This is a genomic window from Paenibacillus sp., assembly GCF_048976745.1.
Lineage (GTDB): Bacteria > Bacillota > Bacilli > Paenibacillales > Paenibacillaceae > Paenibacillus.
Genome location: NZ_JBHGUU010000018.1, coordinates 40,015 through 63,309, shown reverse-complemented (window position 1 = coordinate 63,309; position 23,295 = coordinate 40,015). Strand labels below are relative to the sequence as shown.

The following is a 23,295-nucleotide window of genomic DNA, read 5'->3' as shown; positions in this document are numbered from 1 at the left end:
AGACAAAAAGCCCTCAACCCAGATGGGTTAACGGCTTATGAATTGGAAGAGTATATTGGAAAAGTCAAAGCTGTTATGATGTCATATCTATCGTAATAGATAACTATGAAATAATTATAGCGCATCCATTTTTGAAAAAAATCCTAATACTCTCGCGCATATTGCTTATCCTCTTTCAGTTGCACAATGTCATGTCCGGTTGGATTCTGGAAGGCACGCAGTCCAAATGTTGGCGCCACCGCGAAGATATGGTCAAAGATATCCGCCTGAACATTCTCATATACTCCCCAGTTGATATCATTGCTAAATGCATAGATTTCCAGAGGCAAACCGCGATCTTCCGGTGCTAATTGTCGCACAATCATCGTCATATCTTTATTGATCTTCGGATGATTTCTCAAATATTGATGGATATATTCCCGGAATACACCGACGTTGGTCAGCTGTCTGCCGTTCACGTTACTTTCGGTATTGACCTGGTGCTCCATGTTGTACGCTTGAATTTCTTTCAATTTTGCCGTGACATAATCCGTCAGGTAGTGGATTTTCTCAAACTCGGCTACCATCTCTTCCGTACAAAAACGGATACTGCTGATATCAATATAGATACTCCGCTTAATCCTTCTGCCGCCGGACACCTGCATGCCTCTCCAGTTACGGAACGAGTCCGAAATGAGGGCATAACTTGGAATCATCGTAATCGTTTTATCAAAATTCATCACTTTCACCGTGTTCAATGTAATGTCAATGACGTCACCGTCCGCATTATACTTTGGCATCTCGATCCAGTCACCAACACGCACCATATCGTTTGACGATAGCTGTACACCGGCCACGAGGCCAAGGATCGAGTCTTTGAATACGAGCATTAATACCGCCGATAACGCCCCAAGTCCACTGAGGATAATGAGCGGGTTCTGTCCGATCAGACTGGAGATGACGATAATGCCCCCGATAATGAACAGGACGATCTTGGCTACCTGAATGTAACTCTTGATTGGACGAATCTTCGATACCTCATAGGTACGATAGATATCATCGAAGACATTCAGCAGAGCATTCAGAACCGTAATCATGATGACAATCATGTATGTCATAGCTGATTTTTCAATCAAAGCCTGATAGGGCGGGAAAATATAAGCAGCATAATAGATAATAATGGCCGGTACGAGATGTGACAGCTTCTGAAATAAATTTTTCTGCACCACGATGTGGCCCCACTTGAAACGATTGTTACTCACGATACGATGCACCGTCTTCAGTACCACCCGCTTGGCAATAACATTCGCCAGTACCGAGATTAGCGCGATAAAAATAATCATAATCACATTCGAAAGGTATCCAATGGAGGGTCCACTCATGCCGAGTTCTTCTAGTTGATTTCTGATAAAGTCCATTGTTTCCTCCTGACATAATCTAGTTTAGCCTATTATTATAAAGTAGTTTGAGAGGGCAAGCAAAGGTGGTGCTCTCACTCCGTTCTTCCTATACATTATATATATATATATTAAAAAAGGGACCCGATCATTCAAAGAATGATGGGTCCACTTCATTATGTCGTCTTTATATCATACTCACGAGAAATGTCCAATAACTCACTCACCGTGACCATACGGTACCCTTCCGCGACCAGTTCATCCACCAGCACACGAACCGCCTCCACCGTCTGGGAACGATCCCCGTACCCGTCATGGAATATGAGCACGCTGCCGGGTTTCACCGCAGACCGGGTATGCTCCACGATATGCTCAACGCCAGGATTGTCCCAATCCCTCGCATCCCCGTTGACCGCACCAATCGTGCGATATCCACGCTCCGCTGCCAGAGACAGTATATCATCGTTTATGCCAAAATACGGCGGTCGGAAGCTGCGGGCAGGTTGCCCCGTAACTTCTTGAACAAGACGTTCTGCCCGCTGCAACTCCTCCCCTGCTTCCTCCAGCGTTAGCTTGGTCAGGTCCGGATGCGTATATGTATGGTTTGCGATCTCATGCCCTTCACGGTGTACCTCCGCCGCAATCTCCGGATGAGCCTCTATCTCTTTACCAATCATAAAAAACGTCGCCTGCCCACCCGCACGGCGGAATATCTCAAGCACTTGAGGTGTATACACCGGATGCGGCCCATCATCAAACGTGAACGCCACAACCTTTTCCCGAACAGACTCCTGCACTACCATCGCAATATTGACCATACTATAATGACCCCTCTCTGCAACTGTCTGGCTACACACTCCCTTATTATTCCATGTACTCAGGCTCAGGTCTAGTCCAGAGATCACACCTGGCGAACTTCCCGCTCAATCCGAATCTACCAGAAAGTGAGTACAGCGAACGAGCAAGCAAGTAGCAAGATCTTTTACCTCCACGCCATCCAGTCCAGCCTCCAGCTAACCTTTAATCGCACCTGCAATCATGCTCTTCTGCACCTGTTTATTCAGCAGCAGATAGATGACTACCGTTGGCACCGTCGTAATCATCAGTCCCGCACCAATGATACCCCATTGCGTAATGTAGGTTCCCACCATCGACATCATGCCCACCGTCAACGTCTGATAAGCCGTGTTATTGATAAACGTGACCGCAAACATCAGCTCGTTCCAGCAGGACAGAAATGTGAAGATCGCTACAGTTGATATGGCCGGACGCACAAGCGGCAGGATAATGGAGAAAAACGTCCGGTATATGCCACAGCCGTCGATCACCGCCGACTCCTCCATCTCTCTCGGGATACCTTTGAAAAAGCTGCCCAGAATGAATACCGCCATCGGAATGCCAAATGCCACATAGGGAATGATCAGTGACCAGTAGCTGTTAAGCAGGCTCAGATTCTTCAAAATAATAAATAATGGCAGCAGCGCCGCATGAATCGGCACCATCATACCCAGCAAAATGAGCGTCATCGTGAACCCACTGAGCTTCCAGTTCATTCTCGTGATTGCGTATCCCGTCATGGAGGACAAGATCAGTACCAAGACAATGGAGGCCGCAGTAACCAGCACACTATTCATAAAATAGGTCAGCACATGGCCGTCGGACATTGCTTTGGTGTAGTTGCTCCACAAAAACGCTTTGGGTAACCCGGCCACATCACCGCTGAAGATTTCACTGTTATCCTTCAGGGAAAACAGCGCCAGCCAGATGAGCGGGTAGATCTGCACAATCGCAACGAGGATCAGAAACGCTTGCAGAAACACTTTCCCGATCGGTCCGGAGATGGACCTCGGCTTGGGCTTTTTTTGCAACATGACTTCTACGGTACTCATGCCTTTTGCCTCCCTCTACTCCGTTTTGAACAATGAATTAATGAGGATCGTACACACCAAACACTCCACAATGATAAAGACCGAGATCGCACTGCCATATCCGTACCGGAACGTATCAAAAATGGTGGCGTACATCAGCGTGCTTGGCACTTCAGTGGTGTAAAATGGCCCGCCGCCGGTTAGCACATAGATCAGGTCAAACACCTTGAATGCACCGATGACGGAAAAAACAAGGCTTACCTTCAGAATCGGCTTCATTAGCGGGATCATAATGGACCAAGCCGTGCGAATACGGGAAGCACCATCCATTCGAGCAGCTTCGAGCACATCCTGAGACACGGACTTTGCTCCTGCATACATCAGCAGCATGTGATACCCCACGTACTGCCAGAGGGTTGGGATAAAAGAAGCCGCAAGTGCGGTGTCCTTCTGCCCCAGCCAGTCCTGTGCCAGGCTGGATAAGCCGATATTCTGCAGCAGCACGTTCAGTAGGCCATAATCGGCATTGTAGATTTTTGACCACAACTGGGCAATAACCACCGTTGAGATCAACACCGGGATGAAATAGACCGTCCGGTAGAAGCCCTCCCCCTTGATGTTGGAAGCCAGAATCAGTGCAAGCACCAGCGAGATCGGCAGTTGAATGAACACCGAAGCTCCCGCGAATAACAGGGAATTTTTGATCGAATTTAGCACACGGGTATCCTTAAACATCTCCACATAGTTTTCCAGGCCGATAAATGTCCCCCTGCCTACGCCGTTCCAGTCCAACAGACTGTAATAACTGGAGACAAAGATTGGAATAAGCACAATGCCGCAGAACAGAATCAGTGTGGGCAGTACGAAGACAGCTATGGTGCCTTTATTGGAAAATACAGAGTTCATTGTTGTTCTCCTCTCAAAGGCGTGACCGGGATATGCCGGACCACGCCTTGTTTGGGCTTTAACTGTTTAATCTACAGGCTTAGCTCCGTTGGTTTGAGCTGTGCCATCTGTTTGCAGAACTCCTCCGGGGTTACATCGCCGGCCAGCAGCTGGGCAATCAGGTTTTTATGCGCTTCAGCAGACTCCGCTGGCAGAATGTTATCCCACCACGCGATGAATGAGGTCGCCGTTTTCATAATATCCGCTGCAGACAGATCAAGGGAGGATAGGCTGGACGTGTCGAGTGCATCGGTTTTCCAGCTTGGCAGACCGGCTCCAGCCAGGAAACCTTGCGTACCGAGCTGCTCGCTCAGATACTTGAGGAATTCCACAGCTTCCTTCGGATGTTTGGTATTCTGGTTGATGTAGAAACCATCGACGGCACCGCCGAAGATTTCGGTATTTGTGCCTTTGCCATCCTCAAACACCGGGAACGGAATCACTTTCACTTTGCCTTTGACTGCGGAGGACGGGTCCTCAATTCCTGCATTCACCCAGTTAGCCTGGAACATCATCGCCCCGTTGCCTGCATTAAATGCCCCGAGCATCTCGTCATAGCTCATGCTGAACATACTGCTGTTGAAAGCTCCTGCTTGCGCAAGCTGCTGCATTTTGGTCGCGGCGGCAACAAAGTCGGGTGAATCCCACTTTGACGGATCTTTAAAAGCTTCCATCACCGCAGCATTGCCTGCTTGGCGCATCGCAATAATGTCGTACCAGTACATGCCCGGCCAACGGTCTTTTTCCCCAATCACAGCCGGAGTAATTCCTGCCGCTTTCAGCTTCTCGATTGCATCCAGCAGTTCGTTATAGGTGGTCGGAATCTTGGCACCCGCCTGCTCGAACAATTCCGTGTTCACGTAAAGGTTGGCGATATGTGTGTACACGGGCAACGTGTAGATTTTGCCGTCCATATTGATCGCCTCAGCCATACCCGGTCCCATCCGTTCTTTGATATCGTCCGTCAGGTAACTTGAGATTTCCAGCACATTACCGGATTTGATGTACGGCTGCATGAAGCTGCCGCCACCCATGCCATAGAACAGGTCCGGCGCTTCACCAGCTGCAATCGATGTTTTGACTTTGGTTTTGTACTGTTCTCCTGTCGTGCCCGTACGTTCAACCTGAATGTCCGGATGCTCGCTGTTCCATTTCTCAACAATCTCGGGCAGTAACTTGGCCGAAGGATCGGTATTGCCGACCGATTGATCCCACAGCGTCAGCTTGATTTTGCCGTTACTTTCCCCCTGTGCACCGCCGGACGAATCGGTTGAACATGCTACCAGACTGCTTACAATGCCCAGCGTCAGAATTAGACTTGCTGATTTTTTTAATAGCGCTTTCATCTCTATGGACCTCCCTATGTGTTTAGTTGGTTCTAGCCCATATTTTAGGCAAACTGTGCTTTGTTCTCCATTTAGAAAACAGGCATCGATTTGTAATTTTCGAACATATGTGGAATTGGAAGTGGAAGTGCGTTTACGCTCAAACCCTCTCTGCACTCCCCCACACTCCCCATTTTTGCATTCTCGTTTTTCAGGTTTTTACATTCCGATACTCATTCATGGATCGGCCGATATGTTTTTTGAACAAAACGCTGAAATAGTGTGGGTCCGGGATGCCTACCTGCTCCCCAATCTCATATCCTTTCATATCCGTCTGTTTTAACAGCATTTCAGCCTTCTTCATGCGGAGTTGCGTCAGATATTCCACAAAAGTCTGTCCGATTTCTTTTTTCATCAGCCGCCCCAGATGGCCCGAACTTACGTAAAAAGCAGCCGCGGTGCTGGAAAGCCCTACTTCCGCATTGCCCATGTTCTCTTCAAGATAAGCCTTGACCCGGTCGATCAGATTATCTTCCTTGGCCTGTCGCTTGGCTTGTATGACATCCGATACGGTGCGGACATGTTGCTCCAGCATACTTTTTAGTTCGGGCAAATGATCTGCTGTGAAAATGGCCGCAACGGCCTCTTTGTTCAATGAGTGTTCTCCCTCAATCTGCTGCTCTATGGCAGCACGCTGGCACTCCGTAACCACATCCATGGCTGCCATCCGAAACTGTGAAACGTCCGAAAATGGTACAGACAGCATACGCTCCAACAACAATACGGCTTCTTCCCCCGCACCAATACTGACGTAAAACTGCAGTTGTTGGAGCAGCTGGGCATCCGAGTGGTAGGGCCTTTTCCCGCCTTCGATGATCAGATCCTCGAAGCAAATGACCTGATTTTTCCCCACAAACGCCTGATAATTGAGTGCACGACAAGCTTCCCGGTACCCCACACAGGCGTTTCCCCATCCTGATTGCCATTGCCCAATCCCTACGGTCACATCCACTTCGCACCCTTGGAGCTTAAGCGTATGTTGAAGTTCTTCCTGAAGCTGCTGTACCTGATTGGCAAATTCCGTATTCGCCCCAAGTGAGAGCACAACGATCCGATTATGCGGGTCCATGACGATAAGGGTGTGCGAATCCTCCGGATAAAAAGCCTGCACCTGCTTCATGCCTACCATTCGCAGCAGAATATATATTTCCTCAGCGGGTTGTGGATGGGCTTCTGTCTGATGCCAGCTTAAATCGGTTTGATCGTGTTGAGGCTCTCGTTGAACTTGGCTGAGTTGGTAGGGTTGACGGGCTTGATGAGCTCGTTGTGCTTGATGTGCTTGATGAGACGTCTCGGACAGCTGCTGATTTGCCTCTGGTACATCTATCTTCGCTTGTGGGACAGCAACCTGCACCTCCATTACTGCGATACGTAATCCTGGTTCACTAGACGAGATAGGAATGCCGAAGAATCTTGCCTTTTCTTGGAGTTCATCCTCAGGGATCACATCACTTAACCATTGATTCACAAATCGCTCCCTGAGATATGGCAAGCTCTGCTCCATTTCCTCCCGCAGCTTCATCAGTTCGTACTCGCGCCCAATCTCCTGCTCCATAGCCGCTCGCAGCTTCGCCGTAACCTGTAATAACTCCGAAGCACGAATGGGTTTCAAAATAAAATCGGATATGCCCAGCTTCACACTCTGACGAGCATATTCAAATTCATCATGTCCCGTCACAACGACGATTTTTATGTTCGGGTAACGCTCCATGAGAATGCCGCTCAGTTTAATGCCGTCCATCTTCGGCATGTATATGTCCGTGAACACGATGTCTGGACGCAACAGCTCCACTTGATCCAAAGCCTCTTCGGCATCGGAGGCCTCGCCAATAATGGTCATGCCTTGCTGCTCCCAATCAATACGCATGCGCAGCAGATTTCGGATGAGGTACTCGTCATCCACAATCAATACCTTTAATGGCTCCACAGTTAATTTCATGATTCATCGGCTCCCTTCGGGATCGTTATGATAATGGTTGTTCCTTTTCCAACCTCGCTCTGCATCTTGAGTCCATCTTCTCTTTCATAGAAAATGCGAAGCCGCTCCATCGTGCCCCATAAGCCAAAGCTTGGATTGTGTTTAGAATTATAGCTAGGATTAGAAGGTTTAGATGAACTAAAGGGGTTAGATGGGTTAGTTGAATTAGTTGAGTTAATTGAGTCAAAACAGTTAGAACGGTTTATTTCTTTGCGTTGAACCTGCTGCACTTCTTCCTCGGACATGCCGACTCCGTCGTCAGTGATCGTTAGAAGTACCCCCTCCTTGGATCGATGAGCTTGAATACTTATCATGCCTGGGCTACCTTTAGGTCGTATGCCATGATACAGCGAATTTTCTACCAACGGCTGGAGCACGAGCTTGGGAATCATTACTCGCTCACAGTCTGAATCGATATCGTATTGCACCTCAAACACACCGGGGTAGCGTACCTGCTGGATCGTCAGATAATTGCGTACAATCTCAACCTCCTCGTGCAGTGTAACCAGTTCACGGCCTTTGCTGACACTCAGGCGATAGTAACTTCCGAGCGCTTCTAACAGCTCACATACCTTATCGTTCATGCCCGACATCGCCAGGGAGGTGATGGAATCCAGTGTGTTGTATAGAAAATGGGGCTTGATCTGCGCCTGAAGTGTATTCAACTCTGCGCGGCGGATTATCTGTTGCTCCTGAATGATGCGTTTCAGCATCTGGTCAATCTGCTCAATCATCTGGTTGTATCCTCCATATAACTGTGCGAATTCGTAGCTGTTCAGCTCAACCGTCACTTTGCGAAAGTTGCCGCTGGGTGCCTTCTGCATGGAACGAAGCAGCTTGTGAATCGGTTTAATGACACTGCGTGAGATGATAAACGAACTGACGAAAAAGACAGTCCCGTTCACCGCCAGTAATATTAGCGCAAGCAGCACCATGGATTTATTACGGGTATCCGTAGCCTGGTATGGACTCACGCTGATGAATTTCCAACGATCATCACCAGCCGAACGATAGGTCACCGCATATTCCTGACCATGTGCATGTAAAGTAATAAATCCGGAGGGTTGCTCTTGAAATGCTTGTTTTAACTTGGCTTGATTGGCCTCTAACATCTCATACATGCCTCCCTGTCCAGAAGCCGCAGACATCAATGCGTCGGATACAGAAGGCACGGCCTTCTTTCCATTGGTTGCTGCGTTGGTTGCGATTACCCGCTGATGCTCATCCAGGATGGCCACCTGAAATGAATCTGGAGCAGACAGATTGGCATAGGCCTGAGCAATGGATTTGCCCTTGATGTTCATCACCAGGAACCCAAGCGGAGACGTATCATCCAGATCCCGAATAAGGCGAATAAACGAGACCACCTCTTGCCCATCCTTCTCCCCCGTCGCCGAGACTCCGCTGTCGTTGTTGCCACCATTCAGCCTGAGCAGATATCTTCCGTTGTGCTTTAGTGCCTGTTCGTACCACGGTGCTTCCTTCACATTTGCTTCCATAAACGTAGGCCACTCCTGTGTGCCAACCGAGAAGCGGTGCCCCGAATTATCGTAAATATAGACTGAATCAATAATTGGAACCGCTTGCATAAGATTGGTCAAATACGCGCTTAGCTTGGACTGTGTCTGTAAATTGGAGTACACGTTGCCCTGCCGCAGCAGGTTCTGCAAGTTGGGATCGGAGAAAATCATTTTGGAATAATTGTTCACGTTCCCGATCATCAGATTAACATTGGTCTCAATGGATGCGATTGTCTGCAGCGATGCTTCATTGATCTTTCGCTGCGCATCACTTTCCGAGATTCGATTCAAAACCAACGCACTAAACGCCACCGTTAGCAGAATAATGACAAAGTAGGCAAACGGAATTTTAAAAGCCAGCGTCTTGGGTTTGCGTCGAATAAACTCTTTGAAACGGGGAATCCAATTCTTCTTCATTGCACTAGAGGTTGCTCTCGTGTTTGCTTTCGTATTTTCGTTTGCTTCTGCATTGGTCTCGGCATCTGATCGGGCTGTTTCTTTTGCTGTTGCTTTCGCTTCAATCGTTGCCTCTTCTTCTGCTGCTTCTGCTGCCTCTGTTTTTGCATCCTTTGCTCTGTTTTGCACTGTAACCCTCCTTTGGTTCCGAGGTGTGATGGGTTTAACGCTTGGGATCGGATGACCTGTTGTGATACCCACCTCTATCTCGGATTTTATACAATTGTATATTATAGGACGGTGTGCGGAAGAGGCTCAATTCTTTTTTATCGCTTGAGGATGGCTAGATTGAGTGAAGTAGAATGAAATTTGAGGGCCTGATTGTTGTGAATGCAACGGGTAGAGGCCCCCGTAATTGGAGCCGCAAGAAACACTGTTTTATAAAATATTGGAGGTAGAGATAAAAAGTTGTGTCTTGTTCCGGGTGGGGAAGGAAGGGGGCGCGGATTATCTTGATACACAAAAGACGACGATAAGCATCTATTTTGATATGCGCTACTTTTGTGCAAAATTACGATATGTACGAGCATGCACAAATCTTACTATGGGGCGTGTGTTGATCGAGTGGTTAAGTTTGGAGAGTCCAATCATCATTTTCTCGTATAATGAAATTAAGTGGGGAAATTTTCGGAGGCAAAAACGCCCTCGGGCAGGACAAGTACAGAGTTCGTTATGGTAAACAGCCACAGCCACTCGTGATCAAAGCGAGAATTCGGTCACGCCTTTTTTGGAGGCATATTTCAGTGTATAGCTTCCTTCTATGCCATATGGCATCGTAGCGATTTGGATGCGGGTGTAATCGAGCCGACTCTCTCTCAGCACTTTTTTAATTAGCGCTATGCTCCGATCCTCGTCCCTTACCACACAGAAAATGTACATTACATATTCCTTCGGATCAGCCACGCGACTACCCAGATCACACCCATCCACCTCTCCCAACTCCGCCTGTGTCAGAGCCATTTCCAGATATTCCATCACCTTTTCCTTCAACCAATGATCTCGTTTGCTGCCCTGCGCACTCTTCAGTGGATATTGCACCACAAGCCAGTATTTTTCACTCATTCAGCTTCACCAACCAATCTTTATAGGATAGGGCATTACGTTATGCGTGAGCACTTGAACGATAAGAATGCATGTGTCAGCCTTACATTTCTCCTCTTCAAAATGGGCTAGATTATTGACCTTACTGCTTTTTGGAATTGTACTGCCCTTCCATTCGCGGGATGGGGAACATGATGATGTTTAATGAGATGGGAGCTTAACGTGTCAGCTGACTTTCTGCCAATAGCCACGATCCGAGCATCAGGATTCAGTTGCATCAGCTGTCTGGCGAATAACACACCATCCTCCAACTCTGCCAAAGTCGGTGTTCGATTCGTCATCCTGTTTTCAGAAGATTGATAAGGATGAAAAGGATAGATGTTCCAAAATATAAAGTCCGTCGGTTTCCACTTTGAACTGGATAACACTTCGCCCCATATAATAGATGCTGTCGGTTCTGCGAAACCATACAGCGCCTGACTCCGGTTAGGTTTGGCGATATTAGGCAGACTTGTTCGAACACCCGGCTCACCTGAAAAAATCATCTGGGTATTCACCAGCGGATGATTCCCCGTAACCATTCGCTCGGACGTCAAGGGTACGCCGGAGAACCTTGCCCCTTGATAACCCACAGCTTCCGCAATAAATATGTACCGAGCCTTGCACATTCTTGGTTCGAAATACCTGACCAAATGTTCCGACCGAATCTTCACCGCTTCGGGGCCGATATCATAACCCGCCACATAATCTCTCCAAGGATTAATCACATTTACTGGCGAGACATATGCTTGTATCCCTGCAACAAAATCGCGAATCTCTTGCTGCGTTTGGCTCATGCTTTTTTGCCTCCTTTGGGAGATTACTGAGTATATCGGGCTTGCATCAGCTTATTTTACAAAGATTATAGCATAAACAGAAAAACCACCAACCAGAACACTGGTTGATGGTTTTTGACTCTAATGGAGGCGAGGGGAGTCGAACCCCTGTCCGAAGATAACGGCACATAAGCTTCTACGGGTGTAGTCACAGTTTTGATGTCACCCGAGTATCGCCCCGTAACCGGCTATACGTTGGGTCAGCCTGATTGTCTTCTTCAGCACACCCCAGGCGGAGATGTGACGGCGTATCCCACTACTAGTTAGCCCCTATCCCTGTCACATGGGCGATGCAGGGTAGAAGCACGCACACAGTTTCTTAGGCTGCGAAAGCGTAGTTTGTTTGTTGTTTGCCGTTTAATAGGCTTTAGCGTTGATAAAGCGGACGCGTCCCCACTACCCGCTACCCATGCTCGAACTATCCCCGTCGAATCCATAAACGCCCCCTCAATGAAGAAGGGCTCCAGGATTAATCCGTGAATACGGAGCAAAGGTGCTGCACATCTTTTTCCTCCAAGGTAAAAAGATGCTTCTTTCAAACTCGGCATTCCTGTCTGCTACATAAGTAATCATAACACAGGACACATCACCGAAATAGTACAGATTGCTGGAAGACATTCCAGCAGGATGAGCACGTGTACAAAGTTATCCAATACAACAGGCTCAATCGTCTACATATTATACCGCGTCACCAATCGGAAGTAAAGTTAACCCAGATCGGATCACGAACAACGGCACCTAAGTATTTTACCCACGATTCGGGCAAACTACGCAAGAGCTAATCATTTTGATTCATCACTACGCCATATTCCATGCTCCTACTTACTTCTTTTACACATATCACAAAAATTCAGTTCATAGCACATTTCAACAACCTCATCTATTACCTTCGCTAATACAAATAAAAAGCCTCAATCTGCCCATTACAGGACAAACACTGAGACTCCTTAACTCGAACAGCAACCTTCCTAACTCCATCACGAAAAAACTAACTTATACACCTAAAATGGAGCTTCACACCCAGCGCTCCACTTTAACGTGCAACCTTCTGCTTCTCGCGCAGTACCCGTTGGATATCACGTTGTGCATCCCGCTTGGCTGCAGTCTCCCGTTTATCATACTGCTTCTTACCTTTACCCAGTCCAAGCAAGAGCTTTGCGTAACCGTTGCGGATATAGATTTTCAGCGGAACGATGCTGTACCCATCCTGTTTCGACAACCCGAGCAGCTTGTGAATCTGCACTTTATGCATCAACAACTTGCGTGTACGTGTCGGATCGAGCGGATTATTTCGGTTCCCTTGTTCAAAAGGACTAATATGCATATTGTGAATATGAATCTCACCGTTTCGAATCGTGGCAAATGCATCACCAATATTCGCACGGCCGTTACGAAGAGATTTGATCTCCGTTCCGGTAAGCACCATGCCCGCTTCATACGTATCTTCAATGAAGTAGTCATGGGAAGCCTTTTTATTCTGTGCGAGCACTTTACTCTGTCCATCATTCTTGCCCATGTCCTCACTCCTTCTCCGTAAAATAAGCCGGTACCATGCTTTATAGCAGCGCACCCAATGTTGCACCAAGGTACCACGTGCCAGACCTTAATTGTAGCAAGTACGGCTGTTAAAATCAAGAAAGAGGCGACCTCTGCCGCCCCTCCTCATTACACCACTTCCAGAGTGTGCGAAACAACGTACCGCGGAAAGTGACTATTCTCCCAACGCTTACCCTGAAGAAACGGATGGTAATCCATTTCTCCAAGTTACATTAGTTTTATTTTTTCTTTTTCCGTACAAAAGCTGCCGTGCCATTACCAGCTGCACCTTTGCTCTTCTTCCGCTTGCGTCGTGGTGCTCCGCCTTCCTGAGTGCCACCAGGTGTTGCAGCTTCTCCGATAAATACGCCGCTTGGCGAAGTGTTTTTACGTCCACTTCCGCCTTTGCCACCTTTACCAGAGCCCTTGCCGGACTTAAAGCTTCCTTCACCGCGACCGCTGCCGCTGTTCAGGCCACTTCCTTGTCCACCAGTTGAAACGCTATCCGAACCACCCGATGTAGAGCTATAACCACCTTTACCAGAGCCAAAACCAAAGCTCACCGCGCCTCTGCCACGGCCAGTTGATCCGCCAGCATCACCGGCACGACGCTCACCTTTTGGTTTGCCGCCGCCTTTACCTGTGTAGCCACCGGATGAGCCTGCGCCCGCCGCGCCTGCACTCGCTGCTCCACCGCGACCGCCACGTCCACCTTTGCTGCTCTCTTCCGCTGATCTGCCACCACGGTTGCCTCCTGCAGCGGATGATCCGCCTTTGCCACCACGTGAACCGCTGAATCCAGCTGGTCCACCCTTGGCTCCACCGCGTCCGCCGCCGCTACCAGGACGTCCACCTTTACCGCCACGTCCGCCACCGAAGCCGCCAGGACGTTCAGCGCGAGGTTTCATATCCACCATTTCAAAATCAATCGTATACTCTTCCATGCTTACACGTGCTACACGGATCTTCACTTCATCACCGATGCGGAAGACTTTTGAGGTGCGTTCACCAATCAGAGCCATATGTTGATCGTCAAAATGGTAATAGTCGTCCGTGAGCGCGCTCAGGCGAATCAGGCCTTCAACCGTGTTCTCCAGTTCAATGAACATACCGAAGCTGGTCACACTGCTAATCATGCCTTCGAACTCTTCGCCTACTTTATCGAGCATGTATTCGGCTTTTTTCATTTTCTCCGTATCCCGTTCAGCTTCAACCGCCACACGTTCACGTTCCGAAGACTGCTGCGCAATATCCGCCATGCGTGCTGCCAAATACTCTTGACGATTCTCCGGCAAAGCACCATTATTTTCAATGACTTCGCGAATCACCCGGTGAATGACGAGATCGGGATAACGACGAATTGGAGACGTAAAGTGACTATAGAATTCCGCCGCGAGGCCAAAGTGACCTGACATTTCAGAATCATACTTCGCCTGTTTCATGGAACGGAGCATCATCGTACTAATCACGGTTTGTTCTTTTGTTTCTTTGATATCCTCAAGCAGCGATTGAAGCGCCCGTGGATGAATCGCATTGCCACGTCCTTTGACCTGGTGTCCAAAATTCGCCGCAAAGGCGAGGAAATTTTGCAGTTTTTCCTGATCCGGGTCTTCGTGCACACGATAAATGAAAGGAACCTTTAACCAGTGGAAATGCTCTGCCACTGTTTCATTTGCTGCCAACATGAATTCCTCAATGATTTGCTCTGCAATGGAACGCTCGCGTTTTACGATATCGATCGGTTTGCATTCCGCATCCACAATGATTTTGGATTCTTCAAAATCAAAGTCAACCGCACCACGACGCATACGCATAGCACGCAGCTTCAGGGCAATCTCTTTCATCAGATGGAAATCATCTACCAGATCCTTATAACGCTCGAGCAATTCCGGCTCTTCACCTTCAAGGATTTTACGGACGTTGGAATACGTCATCCGCTCTTTGGTTTTGATTACACTTGTGAAAATGTCATGTTTTACAACCTTCATCTGGTCGTTGAACTCCATCTCACAAGACAGGGTTAGACGGTCTACCTGTGGGTTCAAACTGCAGATTCCGTTCGACAGACGCTGTGGCAACATCGGAATAACCCGGTCTACCAGATACACACTGCATCCACGGTTATAGGCTTCCTGATCGAGTTTGGAATTCTCCCGCACATAATAGCCGACATCGGCAATATGAACACCTAGACGGTAGTTCCCGTTAGGCAGTTTCTCTACATTTACAGCATCATCCAGATCCTTGGCATCTTCACCATCAATCGTGACAATGTTAAGTCCGCGCAGATCACGACGACCCTGTTGTACAATCTCTTCATCTGTGATGGAGTCCGGTGCTTTCTCCGCCTCTTCTACCACTTCATCCGGGAAAGTTTCAGGCAGCTGATGCTTGCGAATGACGGACAAAATATCAATACCCGGCTCATCCTTATGACCGAGAATCTCGATCACTTCACCCTCGGCTGCGGCACGGCCCTCCGGATAGCTGACGATTTTGGCAACAACCTTCTGTCCCTCAACCGCCCCAGCAAAGTTCGTACGCGGGATGAAAATATCGCGGTTAATCCGTTTGTCATCCGGAATAACGAAACCGTACACCTCATGGCTTTGGAACACACCGACAACTTGTGTCACCGCACGAGTAACAATACGGACGATCTCACCTTCCAGGCGACCGCCAGAAGGGCCTTGGGACGTAACTTTAACCAGTACCGTGTCACCATTCATCGCACTCTTCATATCATTGGCGTGAATGTACACATCCGGGTGCTCCCGATCCTCAGGAATGAGGAAAGCAAAACCTTTGGCGTGAGCCTGTAAACGTCCGCGAACCAAATCCATGCGCTCTGGCATGCCATAGCGATTGTTACGGGTCAGCAAAACTTTGCCGGATTCCTCCAGCGTATTCAGCATGATCAAAAAGGCTTTGAAATCAGCTGCGTCTTCGATAGCGAAGTGCTGTTCCAACTCCTGATAAGTCATCGGTTTATAAGCGGTTTCCCGCATGAAGTCGAGCAATTGTTGTTCTGTTATCATTAATATATTCACCTCGGGAAACATAAAAGTGTAATCGTATCTCATCTGTTTATGTATCGGAATTCTTACCTTTTTCATGCAATACATATCACTGTCTTAAAGAGTATAGTCGTGCATCCATACTATCTCATACCCTAGTATACACGAATTCAATCCAGCCCATCCGTACCTCGCAAAAAAACCACAGTTGCGGAGCGCTCCTCTAAAATCACGCTTTCACGTATCTCTACAGACATTTTATGCGATACACGTGCTGTACGCATCTGGAAAAGGACTACATCCGAAAATTTTCTGTACACATGACATTCATTATAGGGAGTGAGTTCGCGCGTAACGAATAAGCGAGGGACATTTCCATACATGATAGGGGTTGTGTTGCACGATTAAGGAAGGAAAACCGAACAGAAGTGAGAAGAAGACCGAAAATCATGGAGTCTATAGATTCGATTGTTGGAAAAGTTTGGACGCGTAAGAATTTATTAAAAAACCCCCGTTTCTCCACGAAACGAAGGTTCATCAATTAAGCCATTAGCTTAAGCTATTCATTGTAAAGAAGTTCCAATTCTTACTTGGAAACCACCGTAACAATAATAGACAAAATCATAAATCCTGCACCCAGTACCACCGTTGCACGTTGCAGGAAGAGATCCAATCCGCGCGCTTTCGTTTTACCGAAAAGATGTTCCGCACCACCGGAGATGGCACCCGCCAAACCAGCGCTTTTCCCGTGCTGCAGCAATACTACAGTGATTAGACCGATCGAGAAAACAACGAGCAGCAATTTCAAAGCAATATCCATTCTTTCCACCTCCTACCCATGTGGGCATAACATCTCACCATAAAAACAGTTACTTTAATTGTAACATAGCTATGGTTGTACTACAAGTAGTACAGTTCATACAATGCCCTAAATTTCACCATCTACGCGATCCTTACGTTATACCACTATTCCGTTTCAATAAAAAAGACAAGCCGGTTAACCGGCTTGCCCGTAAAAGCTGGATATCCAGCTTATTTTTTAAGGTTGTAGAATCCTTTAAGACCATTGTATTGAGCCAGTTCACCCAGTTGATCCTCAATGCGGAGCAATTGGTTGTACTTCGCGATACGGTCTGTACGGGAAGGAGCACCCGTTTTGATTTGACCAGCGTTTGTTGCAACAGCGATATCAGCGATTGTGCTGTCTTCGGACTCACCGGAACGGTGGGAGATTACAGCTGTGTATCCTGCACGTTTAGCCATTTCGATTGCATCAAATGTTTCAGTCAATGTACCGATTTGGTTAACTTTGATCAGGATGGAGTTACCGATACCTTCTTCGATACCTCTGCCCAGACGCTCAGTGTTTGTTACGAACAGGTCATCACCAACGAGTTGTACTTTGTCTCCCAATTTCTCAGTGAGCAATTTCCAACCATCCCAGTCATCTTCGGACATACCGTCTTCGATTGTGATGATTGGGTATTTCTCAACCCATGAAGCCAGAAGGTCAACATACTCAGCGGAAGTGTAAGATTTACCTTCGCCAGCAAGTGTGTACTTACCATCTTTGTAGAACTCAGTGGAAGCAACGTCCATACCCAGGAATACGTCAACGCCTGGTTTGTAACCCGCTTTTTCAATAGCTTCGATGATTGTAGTGATTGCTTCTTCGTTTGAACCAAGGTTCGGTGCGAAACCACCTTCGTCACCTACAGCTGTGTTCAGGCCTTTTGAGCTCAATACGGATTTCAGGTTGTGGAAGATCTCTGCACCTACGCGAAGAGCTTCTTTGAAGCTTGGTGCTCCAACTGGAAGAACCATGAACTCTTGAACGTCGATGTTGTTGTCAGCATGCTCACCACCGTTGATGATGTTCATCATTGGAACTGGCAATGCTTTAGCGTTGAATCCGCCCAGGTATACGTACAATGGCAGGTCCAGAGCGTCAGCAGCTGCGCGAGCTACTGCCATGGATACAGCCAAGATTGCGTTAGCACCCAGTTTACCTTTGTTTGGCGTACCATCCAAAGTGATCATCAATTTGTCGATACCCAGTTGATCCAATGCATCCATACCGATAACTTCTGGAGCGATTGTTTCGTTTACGTTTTTAACAGCTTGCAGAACGCCTTTACCGAGGTAACGGGATTTGTCGCCATCGCGAAGCTCAACTGCTTCATGGGCACCAGTGGATGCACCGGATGGAACGATTGCGCGTCCGATTGCGCCGGACTCCAGATATACTTCAACTTCTACTGTAGGGTTACCGCGGGAGTCGAGGACTTCGCGAGCGTACACGTCAGAAATAATAGTCATTTGTGATAATCTCCTTTAAATTTGAATTTATTAAAAATTAGGACCACTTGTGTTTCCCCTTATCCACTACGTCAGCAGAATCGTCTTCCGATCGCTGTTATCCCCGGATTCCTTTGAACTTATTTTTATAAGTTGGAATCCTCTGATAAAGGCGAACGCTAACGCTTCTTCGGACGATTTCTGCTGCCTCCGTTCAGGGGCAAACGCCAAACTTCCCAATTTCATATATGGTGGCTGTGCAACTTATTTACGGGTAGCGATGACGGATGTACCTGTCATTTCTTCCGGTTTAGGCAATTGCATCAGGTCAAGAATTGTTGGTGCGATATCGGCCAAAATTCCGCCTTCACGCAATGTTACATTGGCATCCGTAACGATGAATGGAACCGGGTTTGTTGTATGAGCTGTGAACGGACGTCCTTGCTCATCAAACACCATATCCGCGTTACCATGATCCGCCGTGATCAGTACAACGCCGCCTTTGGCAAGTACTGCATCCACAACACGGCCCATGCACTCATCTGTTACTTCAACCGCTTTGATGGTAGGCTCCAGCATACCGGAGTGTCCAACCATATCAGGGTTAGCAAAGTTCAGAATGATGGCGTCATGTTTGTCTGCTTCGATCTCGCGAACACATGCGTCAGCCACTTCATACGCGCTCATCTCTGGTTGCAAATCATACGTTGCAACTTTTGGTGAGTTGATCAGTACGCGAGTTTCGCCCGGAAGCTCCACATCACGACCGCCGCTGAAGAAGAAGGTAACGTGCGGGTATTTCTCAGTTTCTGCAATACGCAGTTGTTTTTTATTGTTTTGTACCAGAACTTCACCCAGGGTGTTGTCGAGGTTCTTCGGCGAATAAGCCACATAACCTTCCACCGTCTCACTGAACAAAGTCAAACATACAAAGTGCAAGCCCACAGGGAACTTCGGACCACGATCGAAACCGCGGAAATCCTGGTTCGTGAATACTTGCGACAACTGGATCGCACGGTCAGGACGGAAGTTGAGGAAGATAACGGAATCGCCGCTCTCTACCAAACCTACCGGCTCACCATCCGCTTTGACGATAACCGTTGGTTCAACGAATTCATCAAATACGGATTTCTCATACGATTCTTCAACCGCTTTGAGTGGGTCAGTGTATTTTGGTCCATCTCCATAAACGATGGCGCGGTATGATTTCTCAACCCGTTCCCAACGTTTGTCACGGTCCATCGCGTAATAGCGACCTTGAACCGTTGCGATTTGTCCTACACCAACTTCTTCAATCTTGGCGATCAGCTTCTGCATGAAGTCTTTACCACTGTCTGGCATAACATCACGGCCATCCATGAAGGCATGAATATATACATCATTCATTTCTTCTTTTTTGGCCAGATCCAACATAGCAAACAGGTGGTCGATGTGACTATGTACGCCGCCATCGGACAACAAACCGTAGAGATGAAGCTTTTTACCGCTTTGTTTCGCTTCGCGAACCGCTTTGACAAGTGTTTCATTGTCATAGAACTCGCCGTCACGAATGGATTTGGAGATACGGGTCAAATCCTGGTATACGATCCGGCCGGCACCAATGTTCAGGTGACCAACCTCGGAATTTCCCATTTGCCCTTCTGGCAAACCTACAGCTTCACCGCAAGCAGTCAGCGTTGTATGTGGGAATTGGCTCATAAAACGGTCGTAGTTCGGTTTCTTTGCTTGCGCTACCGCGTTGCCTTCTACCGTGTTACGCAGACCAAAGCCATCCATGATGATCAGTGCTACAGGTTTTGGAGCTGTCATCTTACTTCGCCCCCTCAACAAGCGCGATGAACGAAGCCGGCTGCAAGCTGGCACCGCCAACAAGCGCGCCGTCGATGTCGCTTTGTCCGAGGTATTCTGTTACGTTCTCCGGTTTAACACTGCCGCCGTATTGAATACGAACTGCATTCGCAACCGTCTCGTTATACAGATCCTTCACCAGTGTACGGATGTAAGCAATAACTTCATTCGCATCTTGGGAAGTGGAGGATTTGCCTGTACCAATCGCCCAGATTGGCTCATAAGCGATAACGACTTGTGCCGCTTGCTCTGCGGACAGACCTTCAAAAGCAGCGACCGTTTGCACTTTACATACGTCTTTTGTTTGGTTTGCTTCGCGCTCTTCAAGCGTCTCACCAAGACAGAAGATTGGAGTCAATCCGTGACGGAATGCTGCATGCAATTTTTTATTGACAGTCTCATCGGTTTCCGCAAAATATTGACGGCGCTCCGAGTGACCAATAATGACATAATCCACACCCAGGTCTTTCAGCATTACACCGCTGATTTCACCTGTGAATGCACCGTTGTCTTCAAAATGAAGATTTTGTGCACCAATTTTGATGTTTGTGCCTTTAACGGCTTCTACCAGGGATGGCAGATTCGTAAACGGTGCGCAGATTACAGTCTCCACGCCTTCAACTTCCGCTTTTCCTTTAACTTCCTGAATGAAGTCATTGGATTCGGAAACCGTTTTGAACATTTTCCAGTTACCTGCGATAATCGGTGTTCTCATGGGTTTCAACTCCTTCATGCTATAGACTACTAAAACTTACTTGTCGTTCAATGCCACTACGCCTGGAAGTACTTTACCTTCCATGAACTCGAGCGATGCACCGCCACCTGTAGAGATGTGGTTCATTTTGTCAGCCAATTTGAACTTCTCAGCTGCTGCTGCGGAGTCACCGCCACCAATTACAGTGTAAGCTTCTGTCTCAGCGCAAGCTTCCGCTACTGCACGAGTACCGTGGGAGAACGGCTCGATTTCAAATACGCCCATTGGTCCGTTCCAAACAACCAATTTGGAGTTTTTGATTACGTCAGCATAGATCTCACGTGTTTTAGGACCGATGTCGATACCTTCCCAATCTGCTGGGATGCCATCGATGTCAACGATTTGTGTGTTGGCTTTTGCACTGAAATCGTCAGAAACTACGATATCTACCGGCAGGTAGAAGTTTTTGCCCAGTTTTTTCGCTTTTTCGATGAAACCGAGAGCAACATCAAGTTTGGATTCATCCAACAAGGATTGTCCAATTTCATGTCCTTGTGCTTTGAAGAACGTGTAAGTCAGACCGCCACCGATGATCACGTTGTCTGCAATGTTCAGCAGGTTGTCGATTACATCGATTTTGTCCTTAACTTTGGATCCGCCGATGATTGCTGTGAAAGGACGCTCTGGGTTGGAGATGGCTTTACCCAAAACTTCAAGTTCTTTCTCCATCAACAAACCGGACACTGCTGGAAGCAAGTGAGCGATTCCTTCAGTCGAAGCGTGTGCTCTGTGAGCCGCGCCAAACGCATCGTTTACGAAAACGTCAGCCAGTTCAGCAAATTGTTTTGCCAGTTCCGGATCGTTTTTCTCTTCGCCTGCGTGGAAACGAACGTTTTCAAGCAACAACACGTCGCCATTGTTCAGTTCAGCGATTTGAGCTTTAACAGCGTCACCAACAGAATCGTCAGCTTTAACTACTGTTTTACCCAACAATTCAGACAAACGCTCAGCTGCTGGAGTCAAACGCAAGGATTCAACCACTTCGCCGTTAGGACGACCCATGTGGCTTGCCAAAATGACTTTAGCGCCTTTTTCAATCAAGAAGTTGATTGTAGGAAGCGTTGCACGAATACGTTTGTCATCTGTAATTTTACCATCTTCGAGCGGCACATTGAAATCTACACGGACAAAAGCCCGTTTTCCTGTCAATTCGATATCGCGTACACTTTTTTTGTTCATCTGTATTTCCTCCGCACCCATGTATTTGGTGGACCCATCAAGGGCTGAAATCCCTTGTCAATCCTGGTGTTTTTGAGAAATTTGCAAAATATTGATATATAAAGAGCGGAAACAATATAGCATCTGTTTCCGCTCTATGTTATTGCAGATATTACTTAATCATTTTTGCAAAGTGCTCCAAAGTGCGAACCAATTGTGCAGTGTAGGACATTTCATTGTCATACCAAGCTACAGTTTTAACCAATTGTTGGTCGCCAACAGTCAGAACTTTAGTTTGAGTTGCATCAAACAGGGAACCGAAAGTGATACCTTGGATGTCGGAAGATACGATTTCGTCTTCAGTGTATCCGAAAGTTTGTGGATCGGAAGCTTCTTTCATTACTGCGTTAACTTCTTCAGCAGTAACTTTTTTACCCAGAACTGTTACGAGCTCAGTCAGGGAACCAGTAGCTACTGGTACACGTTGAGCCGCACCATCCAATTTGCCTTGCAGTTCTGGAATTACCAGACCGATTGCTTTAGCAGCACCAGTTGTGTTAGGGATGATGTTTTCAGCTGCTGCGCGAGCACGACGGAAGTCACCTTTAGGGTGTGGAGCATCCAACGTGTTTTGGTCGCCAGTGTAAGCGTGAATTGTAGTCATCAAACCTTGAACGATTCCGAATTTGTCTTGCAGTGTTTTTGCCATAGGTGCCAGGCAGTTTGTTGTGCAAGATGCGCCGGAGATTACAGTTTCAGTACCGTCGAGGATTTCATGGTTTACGTTGTAAACGATGGTTTTCATGTCGCCAGTAGCTGGTGCGGAGATAACAACTTTCTTAGCTCCACCTTTCAAGTGTTTCTCAGCTGCTTCTTTTGTTGTGAAGAAACCAGTACATTCCAGAACGATATCTACGCCCAGGTCGCCCCAAGGAAGTTCTTCCGGGTTACGGTTAGCCAATACTTTAACTTCTTTGCCGTTCACTTTGAAGAAGCCATCGTGTACTTCAACTTCGCCATCAAAGCGACCTTGAGTTGTATCATATTTGAGCAAATGAGCCAGCATTTTAGCGTCAGTCAAGTCGTTGATTGCTACTACTTCAATGCCCTCTACATTTTGAATACGGCGGAATGCCAAGCGTCCAATACGTCCAAAACCGTTAATACCTACTTTAATCATGAGTAAGTTCCTCCCAAGTTTTGATTAATTTTTTTATGAAACTTATATATTCAAGACAGA

The 23,295-nt window shown here is 47.5% G+C and carries 17 protein-coding genes and 1 other RNA gene; all 18 read right to left on the bottom strand.

Annotated elements, in window-relative coordinates; all coding sequences use genetic code 11:
• Window positions 1-143 precede the first annotated feature (143 nt).
• The 18 genes from ACE3K2_RS22715 to gap all read right to left on the bottom strand — a co-directional run bounded on the left by ACE3K2_RS22715 (window position 144) and on the right by gap (window position 23,235).
• Window positions 144-1,397 (bottom strand): mechanosensitive ion channel family protein, encoded by a 1,254-nt coding sequence (locus tag ACE3K2_RS22715; protein ID WP_421895347.1) that lies wholly within the window; start codon window positions 1,395-1,397, stop codon window positions 144-146.
• 155 nt (window positions 1,398-1,552) lie between these two features.
• Entirely contained in the window at window positions 1,553-2,194 is a 642-nt protein-coding gene (locus ACE3K2_RS22710) for a polysaccharide deacetylase family protein (protein ID WP_421895344.1), read from the bottom strand.
• Window positions 2,195-2,389: 195 nt separating this feature from the next.
• The gene (locus ACE3K2_RS22705; RefSeq protein ID WP_206105826.1) at window positions 2,390-3,265 is read right to left on the bottom strand and encodes a carbohydrate ABC transporter permease; all 876 of its coding nucleotides are present in this window, start codon (window positions 3,263-3,265) and stop codon (window positions 2,390-2,392) included.
• 15 nt (window positions 3,266-3,280) lie between these two features.
• Complete coding sequence (locus ACE3K2_RS22700; protein ID WP_421895340.1) at window positions 3,281-4,150, bottom strand: carbohydrate ABC transporter permease; 870 nt, start codon at window positions 4,148-4,150, stop codon at window positions 3,281-3,283.
• Between the two features lie 71 nt (window positions 4,151-4,221).
• Window positions 4,222-5,535 carry an extracellular solute-binding protein gene (locus tag ACE3K2_RS22695; RefSeq protein ID WP_421895337.1) on the bottom strand — a complete coding sequence of 438 codons (1,314 nt, stop codon included), beginning with the start codon at window positions 5,533-5,535 and terminating at the stop codon, window positions 4,222-4,224.
• Window positions 5,536-5,725: 190 nt separating this feature from the next.
• Entirely contained in the window at window positions 5,726-7,513 is a 1,788-nt protein-coding gene (locus tag ACE3K2_RS22690) for a response regulator (RefSeq protein ID WP_421895334.1), read from the bottom strand.
• Entirely contained in the window at window positions 7,510-9,657 is a 2,148-nt protein-coding gene (locus ACE3K2_RS22685) for a cache domain-containing sensor histidine kinase (RefSeq protein WP_421895331.1), read from the bottom strand. Before ACE3K2_RS22685 ends, ACE3K2_RS22690 begins: the two co-directional genes overlap by 4 nt.
• A 570-nt stretch (window positions 9,658-10,227) precedes the next feature.
• On the bottom strand, window positions 10,228-10,590 hold the full coding sequence (locus ACE3K2_RS22680; RefSeq protein WP_421895328.1) for a hypothetical protein: 363 nt from the start codon (window positions 10,588-10,590) through the stop codon (window positions 10,228-10,230).
• 107 nt (window positions 10,591-10,697) lie between these two features.
• Window positions 10,698-11,405, bottom strand: coding sequence for a uracil-DNA glycosylase (locus ACE3K2_RS22675; protein ID WP_421895325.1), 708 nt, complete (start codon window positions 11,403-11,405; stop codon window positions 10,698-10,700).
• 121 nt (window positions 11,406-11,526) lie between these two features.
• Window positions 11,527-11,891, bottom strand: a transfer-messenger RNA (tmRNA) gene (gene ssrA / locus ACE3K2_RS22670).
• A 586-nt stretch (window positions 11,892-12,477) separates the two neighbouring features.
• Window positions 12,478-12,960, bottom strand: coding sequence for an SsrA-binding protein SmpB (gene smpB, locus ACE3K2_RS22665; RefSeq protein WP_036674736.1), 483 nt, complete (start codon window positions 12,958-12,960; stop codon window positions 12,478-12,480).
• 259 nt (window positions 12,961-13,219) lie between these two features.
• Window positions 13,220-16,018, bottom strand: a complete 2,799-nt coding sequence (gene rnr / locus ACE3K2_RS22660) for a ribonuclease R (protein WP_421895321.1) — start codon at window positions 16,016-16,018, stop codon at window positions 13,220-13,222.
• A 565-nt stretch (window positions 16,019-16,583) separates the two neighbouring features.
• Window positions 16,584-16,817, bottom strand: coding sequence for a preprotein translocase subunit SecG (secG, locus tag ACE3K2_RS22655; protein ID WP_062837740.1), 234 nt, complete (start codon window positions 16,815-16,817; stop codon window positions 16,584-16,586).
• Window positions 16,818-17,029: 212 nt separating this feature from the next.
• Window positions 17,030-18,316: a phosphopyruvate hydratase gene (gene eno, locus ACE3K2_RS22650; protein ID WP_076291983.1), complete on the bottom strand. Its 1,287-nt coding sequence runs from the start codon at window positions 18,314-18,316 to the stop codon at window positions 17,030-17,032.
• A gap of 243 nt (window positions 18,317-18,559) precedes the next feature.
• Window positions 18,560-20,104, bottom strand: a complete 1,545-nt coding sequence (gene gpmI, locus ACE3K2_RS22645; protein WP_339258246.1) for a 2,3-bisphosphoglycerate-independent phosphoglycerate mutase — start codon at window positions 20,102-20,104, stop codon at window positions 18,560-18,562.
• Window position 20,105: 1 nt separating this feature from the next.
• Window positions 20,106-20,858, bottom strand: a complete 753-nt coding sequence (gene tpiA / locus ACE3K2_RS22640; RefSeq protein ID WP_076333467.1) for a triose-phosphate isomerase — start codon at window positions 20,856-20,858, stop codon at window positions 20,106-20,108.
• 36 nt (window positions 20,859-20,894) lie between these two features.
• A complete protein-coding gene (locus tag ACE3K2_RS22635) occupies window positions 20,895-22,076 on the bottom strand; it encodes a phosphoglycerate kinase (RefSeq protein ID WP_310342101.1) in 1,182 nt (393 codons plus the stop codon).
• Between the two features lie 151 nt (window positions 22,077-22,227).
• Entirely contained in the window at window positions 22,228-23,235 is a 1,008-nt protein-coding gene (gene gap, locus ACE3K2_RS22630) for a type I glyceraldehyde-3-phosphate dehydrogenase (RefSeq protein ID WP_421895313.1), read from the bottom strand.
• Window positions 23,236-23,295 lie beyond the last annotated feature (60 nt).